Origin of the sequence: Vibrio navarrensis (assembly GCF_015767675.1) — a bacterium.
GTDB lineage: Bacteria > Pseudomonadota > Gammaproteobacteria > Enterobacterales > Vibrionaceae > Vibrio.
In genome coordinates, this window is record NZ_CP065217.1 from 2,470,059 (window position 1) to 2,483,665 (window position 13,607).

Consider the following 13,607-nt stretch of genomic DNA (forward strand, 5'->3'; position numbering starts at 1 on the left):
ACAAACGTGACGGACACCATCACGTTTGTCATTCTGATAAAGAGCTAGTTTTTACGCATCATCGTCAGACTGAAACTGGATGTTCCCAAACAGCCCAAAGTCAACTGGCCTACGCTGTGAATCGCCAAGTCCCGAGTAACAAAGTTAGCTAAGCAGCCATGACCCAGCTTCTTACCCGCCGAAATATGCTGTTTGCTATATCCGTTTGACCACACGCTATCTAGACCTGCGGGAAGCAGAGAAACCGTCCCGTCAGTCAGATCGGCAATACCAAACAGAGCATTGATGGGTTCGGCGCACTCAGAATAGCGGATGCCTTTCTCAAGAACATCAGCGATGTCTTTCAGATCCGCGTTAAAGCTTTTCAGATGGCGAAGGTAGTCATCAAATAGCGCGCGTATTAGCAAAGTACTGGCAGCGCCGCCCTGCTCCACCGATGATGAATCGACCAAGTAAAACGCAAACTGTCCGCTCATCAGCCACCGATAGTCGAAAATGAGCGGCATCATATCGGCAGATTGCAACAGCTTATAAGAACATTTCCAATCACCTAGCGAAGTGTCTCTCTCCGGCAACAAAGCATGAAGCAAGTCTTTTGCTGCGCTGGGATTGTCTTGCAAGTAGCTCAGGTGCCAATGCAGCTCTTGTTCATCAGGCAGTTGCCCACCGTCATCAACACGAAACCACTGACTGGAAAAATCTCGTTGATCGGCAATATGATGAAAAGAATCTTCCAAGGTATTTTCAATGGCTTGGGCTAGATGGCCATAATTACCTATCGGTTTGGGCAGAAAATCTTTGATGCCATAGCGAAGCGCTTTGGCCACATCGGACATCTCATCGGTCGCAGACACGACAATCAGAGGCAGTGAAGGGTATTCCAAACTCACTTCCTCTACAAATTCGATGCCATCTAGCACTGGCATGGACAGATCACAAAGGACCACGTCAGGATCGTGCTCACGCAGCAGTTGCAGCGCTTGCAATCCATTTTCCGACTCGACAACCTTGTATCCTAACCCAGCCAAATACGCACTAGTGATACGACGGAAAATGGGATCATCGTCAACAAGCATGATCTGTGTTGACGTTGCTGCTTCCCTTGCCGAGGCCGTTGCCGTTTGACTGTGAGTCTTGTACATATGCTTCACCTCACGCACTCAGTCAAAGTAGTTAACGATTTTTTATTATTGTATTGGGTAATTGAACAATGCGATTTCGCTCCCTGCGAACATCCCAATTGCGTTGTTTAAAAGTTAGCTGTTAAAGGCGATTTATACAAATGTTCCACACTATATCAGCACTTCCTACTAGATATATGGGAAACGCTAAACAGTGCGACATGTTGACATGAAGCAAGCTTTGATTGCAAAGTTAGCGCTAAATTAGGCCTCTTTGGTAAATCGATGTGTCAGGAAATATGAAACTAGATGATCTAAACCTATTTCGATTAGTAGTCGAAAATGGGAGCTATACCGCAACTTCGCGCAAGACCATGATTCCCGTGGCGACCATTACCCGACGCATTCAAGCCCTGGAAGAGTCCGTGAACTTACGCTTGCTCAATCGACATGCGCGTAAACTGTCTCTGACTGAAGCAGGCGAGCGCTTCTTCCATGAATGCTCACCGCTACTGCAACGGCTCACGAGCGCGGCGGAAGAGATCACAGATGAATGCCGCGGAGCGTCAGGGAAGATCAAAATCTCAACCCCATACAATCTGACCAAACGCATGATGATGCCGATGCTAAACGGCTTTATGCACAAATACCCAGAAATTAATATTGAACTCACCACAGAAAGCAATGCCGATCAGCTTGACCCAACCGAATGGGATGTCATTTTTCGCGTCGGCCCACAACGTGACTCCAGCTTGATTGCGCGCAAAATCGGCGAAGTCAAAGACATTTTAGTCGCCAGCCCAGCGTATCTGAGTACCCATCCTGCTCCAACTCATGCGGAAGATCTACACTACCACTCGCTGTTAAAAGGCCATCCTTTGATGAAATGGTCGCTAAGCAATAGTAAAGGCGAGACGGTGATTAACGTCGACAGAGGACGTTTCCAAGCCAATGCGCTCAATGTGGTACGCAGCGCTTGTTCAGAAGGTCTAGGCATTACTTTGATGCCAGATGTGATGATCCGTGAATACATCGCCAACGGCAGTCTGGTACGTATCCTGCCCGATTGGAGCGCAAACCCACGCGACATTTACATGCTGTATAACCATAAAGATCATCTGCCAGAGAAGGTGCGCCTGTTTATTGATTACGTGATTGCCTACGACCTGCACGAATACAGGAGCTGAAAGCAAAAAACCAGAGCCGCGGCTCTGGTTTTTCATTGTGTACAACGTTGAACGCTACGCTTCTTCGTTGTGCAGCTCTAGGTTGGCTAAGTCCTGCTGAATTTCACGCTGCAATTTCGCATCATCGTTGCGCAGTGAATCAAGAAAATCGAGATACTGTTGGTCGATATCACCCGTCACGTACTCGCCATTAAAGACCGAGGTATCGAACTGGGTAATGTCTGGGTTGCCCATACCAACGGCGTCCACCAAATCTTCCAATTTCTGGAAAATCAGCGCATCGGCACCGATCAGCTTACAGATGGTTTCGTTGTCACGTCCGTGCGCAATCAATTCGTTAGCACTTGGCATATCAATGCCATAGACGTTCGGGAAACGTACTTCTGGCGCCGCGGAAACGATATACACTTTCTTTGCGCCGGAATCACGCGCCATTTCGATAATCTGCTCAGAGGTGGTGCCACGCACGATAGAGTCATCAACCAGCAACACGTTTTTGTCTTTAAACTCAGAACGTATGGCATTGAGCTTACGGCGTACCGATTTCTTGCGCAGTTGTTGACCTGGCATGATGAAAGTACGACCGACGTAGCGGTTCTTCACAAATCCTTGTCGGTAGGGAATATCAATCGCTTGGGCGATTTGCAGGGCGATGTCGCAAGACGTCTCTGGAATGGGGATCACCACATCGATATCGAGATCGGCATACTCTTCTTTAATGCGTTCGCCAAGTTTTTTACCCATCTCTACGCGCGCACTGTAAACGGAAATCTTATCGATAAAAGAGTCAGGACGAGCAAAGTAAACAAATTCGAAAATACATGGATTGAGTTTCGGGTTATCGGCGCACTGTTTCGAGAACAGCTGTCCATCGAAGGTGACATAAATAGCTTCACCGGGAGCCACATCACGTAGGAAGTCAAAACCCACCGCATCAAGCGCGACAGACTCAGAAGCCACCATGTATTCCGTCTGGCCATTGTCTTCACGCTTACCCAAACAAAGCGGGCGAATACCATGCGGGTCACGAAAAGCCACCATTCCGTGGCCAATAATCATCGCCGTCACCGCATAAGCACCGCGGATCGTACGATGAACATTGGTGATGGCGCGGAAAACATCCTCTGCGGTCACATTGCCTTTGACGGTATCAATTTCATGTGCAAGCACATTGAGCAGAACTTCCGAATCCGAGGTGGTGTTGATGTGGCGACGGTCTTTTTCAAACAGTTTTTGACGAACTTCATGAGCATTGGTCAAATTACCATTGTGCGCCAGACAAATGCCAAAAGGAGAGTTTACGTAAAATGGCTGAGCTTCCGAGGCACTAGAACTGCCTGCTGTCGGATAACGTACATGGCCGATACCAACGTTTCCTTGTAGACGCTGCATGTGTTTTGCTTCAAAAACATCTTTCACCAGGCCGTTTGCTTTACGCAGACGAAAACGATTGCTTTCTATGGTACAAATACCAGCGGCATCTTGGCCACGATGCTGTAACACTGTTAACGCGTCATAAATTGACTGGTTTACAGGGGTTGTGCCCACGATTCCAACAATACCACACATGTCCTAATCCTCGATTTGCGACAGTTGCTGGCACTATCTGAAAGTGCCAGACAAAAAACTTGATGTTGCTTGTAAATGCTCGAAGAAGGGGGCGATGATGCGGCTGAATTCGGGAACCAACTGCGAACTCTTCCACCACTCCGAGCTTGGGAATGCAGTAAACGCATCCATAAAAAACAGCACCGCAGAGACGATCAGCACTCCACGTAAACCACCAAACACCACACCGAGAATCCGGTCGGTACCTGATAGCCCTGTTTTTTGTACCAGTTGAGCAATCACATAATTGACGACTGCACCAACGACTAAGGTTGCGACAAACAGTGCCGCTATCGCAGATCCGTTGCGAAACATGTCGTCTTCGATGTTGGTAAAATACACCGCAAGTTTGGTGTAGTAATTACTGGAGATAAAAAAGGCTCCAAACCAAATCACCAACGACAATGCCTCTTTGGCAAAACCGCGAACTAAACTGATCAGAGCTGAAAATCCGATCACCCCTAAAATGACAAAATCTAACCAATTCATTTTTTCTTCATCTTAAGTTGGCGCGCATTTTAACAGAAAAAATGCCGACGCAAACGTTTTCTTATGGGTTTAATGGTCTAAATTTGAGCAACTGACCTTTCGAACCGGTAATTTTTTCCAATTCTAGGATCTGTCGCTCCAGTTTACTTTTTGAAACATCTGGACCGATGACAACGCGGGTAAAACCGTTTTCTTGGATCGTGTGCGCTTGATAACCACGCTTTTGCAGATCCTTCACCATGTTCTGAGCATTTTCGGCATTACGCAGCGCCATCAATTGAATAATCCAGCCGGAATCCTGATAGCTGTTTTTCTCTTCGACCGATTGAACGGCAACGGCGACTTCCTCTTTGCTCGGCTTATCTTTACTCGCAGAGCCATCTTTCGACGTCACCGTGGTCATGACGGGTGACTCCGGCAGCGCCATGGTGTCTTCGACAGGTTCAAGGATCTCAAAGTTCTCCACTTCGCTGTCGAGCTCTGGCTTAATCGGGATAGTGGCAAACTCTTCTCGGTAGTGCAGTTTTTCTCCATCCAACACATCCGGTAGGATAATCACCCCAATCGCCACCAAAATGATGGTTCCGACCAGCCGGCTTTGAAACTTACTTGCCATTTAATTACCTTTTTGTTGCCAATACTCCAGCACTTCACCAACGGTATGAAACGAACCCACCACCAACACCATTTCTTCGCTGCTGGCGTCATTCATTGCTTGCTCAAACGCCGCGACAGGCGTCTCGTATCCAACCGTTTCCGGCGGCAAGTAGCCTAGCAGCTCGCGAGCGTTGGCCGCTCTTGGTCCGGTCAATGAAGCGGGATACCAATGCGCCGCGACAGGAGAAAGCGCGGCTAGCGTTGATCGGATATCTTTGTCATGCAGCATCGCGACCACCACACGGATGGTTTTATCAGGATAGTTCAACTGTAACTGGCGAGTTAGGTATTGCGCTGAGTGTGGATTATGCGCCACATCCATCAGCACCAACGGCGATTGCTGCAACACTTGCATTCGTCCGGCTAAGCGCGCATTTTTCAGGCCGTTGACGATGTTGATATCACTGATCTCTAAATTAGAGACCCCAAGTGCCATCAAGGCCGTCGCGGCATTGGGCAAAGGCAACCCAGGGACAGGGAGATCCTCTAACGCAAACGCACCATGTTGCCAGTTCCAACGTTCACCCTGCTGCTGATAATCAAATTGGATACCAACCTGATAGAACTCAGCGCTAATGTCGTCTGCGTGAGCAGCGACGGTGGCTGGCGGAGTCGGTTGACCGCAGATCGCTGGTTTGCCGCTGCGGAAAATACCTGCTTTTTCATAGCCGATCACCGCAATGTCATCGCCTAACCAATCAACGTGGTCCAAAGCCAAGCTGGTAATAACGCACACATCGTGGTCCACCACATTGGTGGCATCGAGGCGACCACCGAGGCCCACCTCGAGTAGCACGACATCCACTTGCTCGGTTTGAAATAGTCTCAGCGCCGCTAAGGTGCCAAATTCAAAAAAACTCAGGCTTGTCTCACCACGCTGTTTTTCAATAAAGTCAAACGCTGCGCTGTGTTTATCGTCTGCGAGATCCACGCCATTAACACGCACGCGCTCGTTGTAACGAATCAGGTGAGGTGAGCTATACACGCCCACGGAATACCCGGCATCTAACAGGATCGCTTCCATTAATGCACAGGTTGAACCCTTGCCGTTGGTTCCCGCAACAGTGATTATCGTCGGGGCAGGTTTGGTGAGTTGGGCCTTAGTCGCAACCACTTGAACGCGATCAAGACCAAGGTCAATTGCTGAAGTATGAATATTTGCTAAATAATCAAGCCACACCGCTATTGGGGATGTGGCTTGAGGAATTGGGTTTTGCTTCATCTAACGTTAACCATCAAAGACTTGGTTGTTTGTTAGCAGCTACTTTACCCTTTTTCGTCCGCTTCTGGTACAGAATATGCGGCTTCATTTGGTGCATCGTGCACAGAAACCACTAGCGGCGACTTATGATTGGTCATTTTCGCAATCAAACCACCAACGCGCTGACGCATTTCACGGCGGTCAACAATCATATCGATCGCGCCATGCTCAAGCAGGAACTCACTGCGTTGGAAGCCTGCTGGCAAGTCTTCGCGCACGGTTTGTTCGATCACTCGACGGCCAGCAAAGCCGATCAGCGCTTTAGGCTCACCAATATTGATGTCACCAAGCATGGCTAAACTTGCCGAAACTCCGCCCATGGTTGGGTCCGTCATGACCGAAATAAACGGCAACCCTTTGGCCGATAGGCGTTCAAGTGCCGCACTGGTTTTCGCCATCTGCATCAGAGACATCAACGCCTCTTGCATACGCGCACCGCCACTGGCCGAAAAACAAACCAGTGCACAGTTGTTTTCCATTGCAGCTTCAACTGCACGTACAAAACGAGCGCCAACAACAGAACCCATTGAACCGCCCATAAAGGAGAATTCAAACGCACAAGCGACCACTGGGATGCCCAATAGCTCGCCTTTCATCGCCACCAACGCATCTTTCTCGCCGCTGCTTTTCTGCGCCGCCGCAATACGCTCTTTGTAACGCTTAGAATCTTTAAACTTGAGTTTATCTTGTGGTTCCAGCTCTGCGCCTAGCTCCACTCGTTCACCCTCATCCAGAAACGTTTCTAAACGACGACGTGCTTTCATACGCATGTGATGATTACACTTAGGGCAAACTTCAAGATTACGTTCTAGCTCTGCATGGTACAGAACTTGTTCACATGACGTACATTTGGTCCAAACACCTTCTGGAATCGATGCTTTACGTGAACTTACAATGTTGCTTTTCTCTAAAATCTTTTCAAGCCAACTCATGGAAGACCTTTTCTATCAACGCTCCCGCTCCATAGCGAAAGACAAAAATTCGGAATTACGCGTGGGGATTAAACCACATATAAAGACAACTGTGGATAAAAAACTGGTTGTACCTATTTTTCTACAACATGTTACCTGCTAAACGACTCATTTTTTTGAATGCGAGTCTCACTATAAGTTCAAATTATCTGGCAAAAATAGCGGACCGATCGGCTCGCGAGGCAGTTCAAATGCCTGTGGATAATCAACATCCACCAGATATAAGCCTTCAGCCTTGGCAGTCGGACCCGCAAGTGTGCGATCTTTGGCTTCAAGCAACCATTGAATCCATTCGGGTGATTGCTCGCCACGCCCGACCATGATCAGGCTGCCCGTAATGTTGCGCACCATATGGTGGACAAACGCATTGGCTTTGATATCAATCACGATGTAGTGACCATGGCGCGTAACATTTAAGTGCATTAAGTTACGAAACGGACTATGCGATTGGCAATGCACTGCTCGAAACGAGGTAAAGTCATTCTCACCGAGCAGATATTGCCCAGCTAGATGCATTTTTTGCTCATCAAGGTCACCGTGATAGTGACTGACCCCACGCCCAAGAATGGCAGGTCGCAATGCGTGGTTATAAATGATGTAGCGATAACGCCGCGCAGTGGCAGAAAAGCGGGCATGAAATTCATCAGGTACTTCTTTCGCCCAGCGCACCGCAATATCTCCCGGCAGATTCGCATTGGTTCCCATCATCCAAGCAACCATCTTGCGACTAACATCGGTATCAAAGTGCACAACTTGCCCAGTACCGTGGACACCTGCATCGGTGCGCCCAGCACATTGAACTTCAACAGGATGGTTCGCGACCTTGGAAAGCGCACTTTCGAGCTTTTCCTGCACGCTCTTTACTTCTCGCTGTCTCTGCCAGCCAAAGTAGTCACTGCCGTTGTATTCGATGCCTAATGCAATTCTCATGTTAACCTTCGATTTGACTATGGGGCGGGAAGTATAAACGCTTGGCAAGAGAATTTCTAACCGTGAAAAGCAAGGGCAGCTTACGCTGCCCTTGCTTCAACCGATTAACGGCCATTAATTTTGTCAATGAGCTGTTTCGCTTCACGACGTACCACATCATCGCCGTACACTATCGCTTCTTCGAGTAGCTTAACAGCACCACTCTCATCGTTCATTTCGATGTAGATCTTGGCCAAATCGAGTTTACCCGCCGCTTCCGCGTTTTCATCCACATCAATGTCGCTGATATCGCCAATCACGTCCGGAAACTCATCTAGCCCGACATCCAACTTGAGATCCGGGTCATCGAACTCAACCTCATCGCCATCTACTTGGGCCATTAACTCATCAATAGTCATAAATTGATGGCGTTTTGGGTCAAAATCGTCCTGCTCGGCCCAGTTTTCGTCGTCAATCGTCGGCTGTTGCAGTGCTGCTTCAGAGCTCCAGATTTCTCGTTCATCTTCTGGCATCTCTTCCGTCGCGCCAAGTGTCGGCTCCTCTGGCAACTTAAAGCCATCCCAGTCTTCACCAACAGCCAACATTGCTTCAAGATCCATTCCCGCACTGGCCACGGTATCACCATCAAGCTCACCTGCGAAGAAGTCATCCTCAAAAGGCTCTTCAGAAAGCAAGTTAGCCATAGCGGCTTCATCAAACTGCTGCTGCAACACTTCATCTTCGGCGAGATTAAAATCCGCTTCTTGAGCAAATACATCATATAAGGCATCTTTCTCGTCATAAGATGATGCGCTGCCGTGAGCTGACTGACCAAGTTTCACTTCACCATCGTTTGCAAACGAAGGCAGTTCGAGATCATTAAACGGGAAATTTTGCTCATCCTGTTCAGACGGAACCAGCTCTTCGCCGAGTTCACTTGCAACCGAGCTAATCGCGTCTTCTTCGCCAAATTCAGGCAAGTCAAGATCATCAATGACGAAATCATCATCTTCTGGCTCAGGTAAATCGTCGAGCTCAAAGGAGGGTTCATCGGCCACCGCCTCAAGTGCTTCTTCTTCACCAAACTGTGGCAGTTCGATCTCTTCTACGTCTTCGTTTGGCAGATTCTCGGTGTCTAACGACGGCTCTGGTTCGAACTCTGCCAGCGCATCTTCTTCACCGAACTCAGGCAAATCAAGATCATCGAGCTCCAGTGCATCTTCTTCGCCAAACTCGGGCAGCTCGATATCATCCAGCTCCAGCGCTTGGTCTTCGATGAGCTCAGACTCCTCTTCTGGCTCTTCGGCCATCGCTGCCAGTGCGTCTTCTTCGCCGAACTCGGGCAGATCTAGATCGTCTAGCTCCAGCGCTTGGTCTTCGATGACTTCAGACTCCGCCTCTGGCTCTTCGGCCATCGCTGCCAGTGCGTCTTCTTCGCCGAACTCGGGCAGATCTAGATCGTCCAGCTCCAGCGCTTGGTCTTCGATGAGATCAGACTCCGCCTCTGGCTCTTCGTCCATCGCCGCGAGCGCGTCTTCTTCGCCGAACTCGGGCAGGTCTAGATCGTCCAGCTCCAGTGCTTCATCTTCGATGAGCTCAGACTCCGCCTCTGGCTCTTCGGTCATTGCCGCTAGTGCGTCTTCTTCACCAAACTCGGGCAGATCTAAATCGTCCAGCTCCAGCGCTTCATCTTCGATAAGCTCAGACTCCGCCTCTGGCTCTTCGGCCTCACCAAACTCATTTAACTCAAGTTCGTTCAGCCCAATTGCGTCAGCGCCTAATGAGGCTTCTGACTCTTGCTCAGCTTCGTTCTCACTAGCTGTCCGAGCATCTTCTTCATCAAATTCTGGTAAATCCGCATCATCCAGAACTTCATCATCGTGCGAGGCGGGAGCAAGGGCTTCCTCGTCTTGAAGCGCTGCACTCTCTTCATCAGCGAAAGCGTCTTCATCAGCGAAAGCGGCTAGCGATTCCTCTTGCTGCCTTGGCATGTCAGGCTCAGCTTTCCCAAAGTTTGCTAACTCGCTTTCGGCGTCGGCCCAATCTTCTTCCTGCGGCGTACCAAACTCATTGGCAACCGTATTCGGTGTTGGCGTAAATTGAGGGGCGTCATCCGCAGCAGGTTGCTCTTCTTGTACCTTGTTATCTGACGGTATCTGCTCAGGATCGCTTTCTTCACTCGATGGCTCAGCCTGCAAAGCTTCGTCTAATCTGTTATCGACCGGAGCATTTTCGTCCGCTTGAGTGACATCTTCGCCAGTACCCGCGCTTAACTCTTCATCAATCTGAGCATCTTGTGTTTCTTCATCAATAGGTTGCGCCTCAAAAGCAGGCTCTTCATCCGCTTTTGCTGCCGACTCAGGTTGCTCAACGTCGTCAATCGCGGCTTGTAGCCAATCTTCGTCGAGTTCGTCATCAACCAGTTCAGTCTCTTGCTGCGAGGCCGCTTCTTCTGTCAATTCATCAGGGGTTTCAACGGCTCGCGGTTCATCTACCGACTCCTCATATGCAACTCGTAGCTTCTCGACTTCATCAATCGCGGCTTGTAACCAATCGTCATCGTCGTCAGACTCTTGGTCTTCTTGCCATTTGTCATCTTCTGCCAGTACTTGTTGATCAAGTTCTGGCTCTAGTGAGGGCTGCTCGAAAAGCGCCTCTTGCTGAGATTCATCCGCAAGGTCTTGTTCGGGATCATGTTGATCGCGGTGCGACGTTTCGTCGCGACTTGGGCTTTCTTCAACTTCGCCACTCTCCCAAGCCTGCTCATCACCATCCGTCACTTCATCGAATGACACCTCATCAGGCAGCACATCCAAAAGCGGATCCATCAGCGGAGCAACATCCGCTAAGTCGTCAATAAAGTCTTGGCTATTGAACTCTTCGTCTAGCGACGCGATTTCATCGGTTTTCGCTTCATCTGGAGAGATTTGCTCCAATCGTTCATTGGACAAATCCGCCTCTGTAATAATTGGTGGCTCTTGTTGCGACTCTTGCGTCAAGGCTTGCTGGCGCTCTTCTTCGGCAGGTTCTTGCTTGTCAGCGCTCAGTTCAACCACCTCATCCGACGCGTCCAAAGCCGATTCGAACTCTTGGGCAAAATCGAACTCGCTTTCGCCCGGCTCAGGCAAAAGGTCACTGTCAGGCTGCGTTTCATCCAAGCCGATCAGTTCATCAAAAAGCGTTTCATCGGAATCATCTACACTCTCTTCAATTGATGAAGAGAGCGCTTCATCATCAAGCAGAGAAGTGTCATTTGTTTCCTCAAGCTCCGCTTCGAGCAGCTCATCGAGCAAATCGATACTGTTTTCATCCAGCTCAGGAACCGGATCAGCTTCACCAAAAGAAGCCAATTCATCAAGTTCGCTCAGCGGATCAAATTCTTCCTCTTCACTCTCTTCTGCAAGATCGAGCATTTCATCCAACAGCTCGGTGCCATCAGGCTCGAAGCTTGTTTGTGTCTCGTCAAGGCCGGCAAGCTGTTCTAGCTCATCCAACGCATCGAAACTGCTGGTATCCTCTTCCAGCATTTCATCGAGTAGTGCGGTAGAGGCGTCATCGTCATTGCTTTCACTAAGGCCTGACAACGCTTCTAGTTCGTCAAAAACATCGTCAGCCGATGCCGAACCTTTATCTTCCTCAAACTGAGCAAAGAGGCTTTCGACATCTTCATCTGACGCCATTCCGGCAGAAAAAGCGTCCTCTGGCAGCTTGGTGGCACTCGGCACTTCATCTTCAGCGCCTGGTTCCAGATCGAGATCGAATTCAGCGCTATCGTCTTCCTCATCCATGCTGGCAAATAAGTCATCCAGCATGGATTGATCGAGGGCAGCGTCGCCAAGCTCTTCACTTGGCTCGTCGGCCGCCAGCAACTCAGCAAAATCATCTTCCGACATGGCCAAATTGTCATCGGAGAGATCGAAGTTATCACTTTCTTCGTCGTCGGTGATTTCGAGATCGGGCAAGGCGTCATCCAAGGCGCGTTCCATCTCTTGCAAGCCCAGCGCTTTATCAGATCCTTTGACGCTGATGCCATTGGCTGAAGGTTCAAACTCATCGAAATCGGTATCGAGATCGCCATCGTCACCAATGCTGGCAAACGGATCTTCGCCATCTTCCCCTTCCAGATTAAAGTCGAGCTCGTCGTCGTCCAGATTGCCAAAAACATCATCTTCGTTGTCTGGGACATCATCAAACAGTTTATCGGCATCCCCTTCAGTCTCACTGAAGAGGTCATCATCCAGATCCAGCTCATCAGAAAGCTCGTCTAGCTCATCAGCGGCAACCGGCGGTGGTGTCAGTGGCGCTTGCTTGCTTTCGACTTCCGGTTCTGACGCCGATTCTTTGCGACGACCAAGCAACATGACGATCAGTAAGCCGATGAGCGCCCCCGGAATCAAAGCCGCCGCTGCAACCAACCAACCGTTTGACAAGAAGTTATCCAGCGCAGAAGGCTGTTTCTTTTGCTGATCGGCTAGTTTTTCACGCTCTTCCGCTAGCAGTTTTTCCACCTCTGAACGGATGCGGTTTTCATCACCAAGTTCAGACTTAAGGCCATCCACTTCCGATTGCACTTGAGCCAGCATCAAACGTAAGTTGTGATTTTTCTCTTCTAACGCGGTCAACTCGCTTTCTGAGCTTTCAAGCTGTTTTTCCAGTGTTTTGACTTGGGGCGACTCGGTCTGTGTGACGACAGGTGCTTGCGGCTGGACCGCTTCTGGCGAGGCAGGTGTCACTGGTACACTTGGCGGAGCAACCGTTGGACGCACTGGCGCTGGCTGCACTGCCACAGGCGCGCGTAGTTTGTCCTGATGCGCCTTCATGATGGTAACGGCTTGTTCTGTGGTCGCACTTCGTACTTGTTCTAAAGACGGGATACGCAGATTACTGCCAGGAATCAAACTGTGGATATTTTGGTTTTCAAACGCCTGCGGATTTAAACGGTAGATGGCTAAAAGGGTTTGCTGTACCGAGACGTTGTTGGCTGGTCTTAATTTGCTGGCCACAGACCAGAGCGTTTCGTTCTCTGCCGTTGGACCGTAAAATGTGGAAGGTTGGTTGCTGCTTGGCAGGGGCGCATTAGCGCGCTCAACCTGCTCGGAAAAACTGGGTGATGATTGCACTTCCCCAGTCGGACCTACCAGTCGAATGCCGTCCGCTTGGGATACTGATGTCGGTAGCGCGGTCATTAGCAGCAAAGGGGCTAACAGGCGCTGGAAAATTTGACGCATAGAAGGCTCAGCTATGTGCTTTGGAATTATTTAAAATCATGATCTGTTAAATATATCGGATAACCATGGCAAAACTATAGGGAATAAGCCAAAAAATGTGGGGCTCACATGATATTCGTACTAATCTCACACAATTTTTTTTAAATCGAACAAAAAAGCCTCGCGCGAGACGAGGC

General features: G+C 49.4%; 9 protein-coding genes. 1 reads left to right on the top strand and 8 read right to left on the bottom strand.

Annotation, left to right across the window (positions count from 1 at the left end; all coding sequences use genetic code 11):
* Window positions 1-44: 44 nt before the first annotated feature.
* Entirely contained in the window at window positions 45-1,142 is a 1,098-nt protein-coding gene (locus tag I3X05_RS11780; RefSeq protein WP_045570542.1) for a response regulator, read from the bottom strand.
* A 278-nt stretch (window positions 1,143-1,420) separates the two neighbouring features.
* Here I3X05_RS11780 and I3X05_RS11785 point away from each other — a divergent pair, with 278 nt between their 5' ends.
* Window positions 1,421-2,308, top strand: a complete 888-nt coding sequence (locus tag I3X05_RS11785; RefSeq protein WP_202933408.1) for a LysR family transcriptional regulator — start codon at window positions 1,421-1,423, stop codon at window positions 2,306-2,308.
* A 54-nt stretch (window positions 2,309-2,362) separates the two neighbouring features.
* Here the strand turns inward: I3X05_RS11785 and purF are convergent, their stop codons facing one another.
* The 7 genes from purF to I3X05_RS11820 all read right to left on the bottom strand — a co-directional run bounded on the left by purF (window position 2,363) and on the right by I3X05_RS11820 (window position 13,431).
* Window positions 2,363-3,877, bottom strand: coding sequence for an amidophosphoribosyltransferase (purF, locus tag I3X05_RS11790; RefSeq protein WP_045570540.1), 1,515 nt, complete (start codon window positions 3,875-3,877; stop codon window positions 2,363-2,365).
* Window positions 3,878-3,910: 33 nt separating this feature from the next.
* Window positions 3,911-4,405 (bottom strand): CvpA family protein, encoded by a 495-nt coding sequence (locus I3X05_RS11795; RefSeq protein WP_045570539.1) that lies wholly within the window; start codon window positions 4,403-4,405, stop codon window positions 3,911-3,913.
* A gap of 61 nt (window positions 4,406-4,466) precedes the next feature.
* Complete coding sequence (locus I3X05_RS11800) at window positions 4,467-5,021, bottom strand: SPOR domain-containing protein (protein WP_045570538.1); 555 nt, start codon at window positions 5,019-5,021, stop codon at window positions 4,467-4,469.
* Window positions 5,022-6,284, bottom strand: coding sequence for a bifunctional tetrahydrofolate synthase/dihydrofolate synthase (gene folC, locus I3X05_RS11805; protein WP_045570537.1), 1,263 nt, complete (start codon window positions 6,282-6,284; stop codon window positions 5,022-5,024).
* Window positions 6,285-6,328: 44 nt separating this feature from the next.
* Window positions 6,329-7,255, bottom strand: coding sequence for an acetyl-CoA carboxylase, carboxyltransferase subunit beta (gene accD, locus I3X05_RS11810; RefSeq protein ID WP_045570536.1), 927 nt, complete (start codon window positions 7,253-7,255; stop codon window positions 6,329-6,331).
* A gap of 171 nt (window positions 7,256-7,426) precedes the next feature.
* On the bottom strand, window positions 7,427-8,224 hold the full coding sequence (gene truA / locus I3X05_RS11815; protein ID WP_045570535.1) for a tRNA pseudouridine(38-40) synthase TruA: 798 nt from the start codon (window positions 8,222-8,224) through the stop codon (window positions 7,427-7,429).
* A 104-nt stretch (window positions 8,225-8,328) separates the two neighbouring features.
* On the bottom strand, window positions 8,329-13,431 hold the full coding sequence (locus I3X05_RS11820) for a FimV/HubP family polar landmark protein (protein WP_337970742.1): 5,103 nt from the start codon (window positions 13,429-13,431) through the stop codon (window positions 8,329-8,331).
* Window positions 13,432-13,607: the final 176 nt, after the last annotated feature.

Bases quoted from the DNA above. Each gene is read 5' to 3' on its own strand.
- I3X05_RS11780 (WP_045570542.1), bottom strand. From the start codon at position 1,142: ATGTACAAGACTCACAGTCAAACGGCAACGGCCTCGGCAAGGGAAGCA.
- I3X05_RS11785 (WP_202933408.1), top strand. From the start codon at position 1,421: ATGAAACTAGATGATCTAAACCTATTTCGATTAGTAGTCGAAAATGGG.
- purF (WP_045570540.1), bottom strand. From the start codon at position 3,877: ATGTGTGGTATTGTTGGAATCGTGGGCACAACCCCTGTAAACCAGTCA.
- I3X05_RS11795 (WP_045570539.1), bottom strand. From the start codon at position 4,405: ATGAATTGGTTAGATTTTGTCATTTTAGGGGTGATCGGATTTTCAGCT.
- I3X05_RS11800 (WP_045570538.1), bottom strand. From the start codon at position 5,021: ATGGCAAGTAAGTTTCAAAGCCGGCTGGTCGGAACCATCATTTTGGTG.
- folC (WP_045570537.1), bottom strand. From the start codon at position 6,284: ATGAAGCAAAACCCAATTCCTCAAGCCACATCCCCAATAGCGGTGTGG.
- accD (WP_045570536.1), bottom strand. From the start codon at position 7,255: ATGAGTTGGCTTGAAAAGATTTTAGAGAAAAGCAACATTGTAAGTTCA.
- truA (WP_045570535.1), bottom strand. From the start codon at position 8,224: ATGAGAATTGCATTAGGCATCGAATACAACGGCAGTGACTACTTTGGC.
- I3X05_RS11820 (WP_337970742.1), bottom strand. From the start codon at position 13,431: ATGCGTCAAATTTTCCAGCGCCTGTTAGCCCCTTTGCTGCTAATGACC.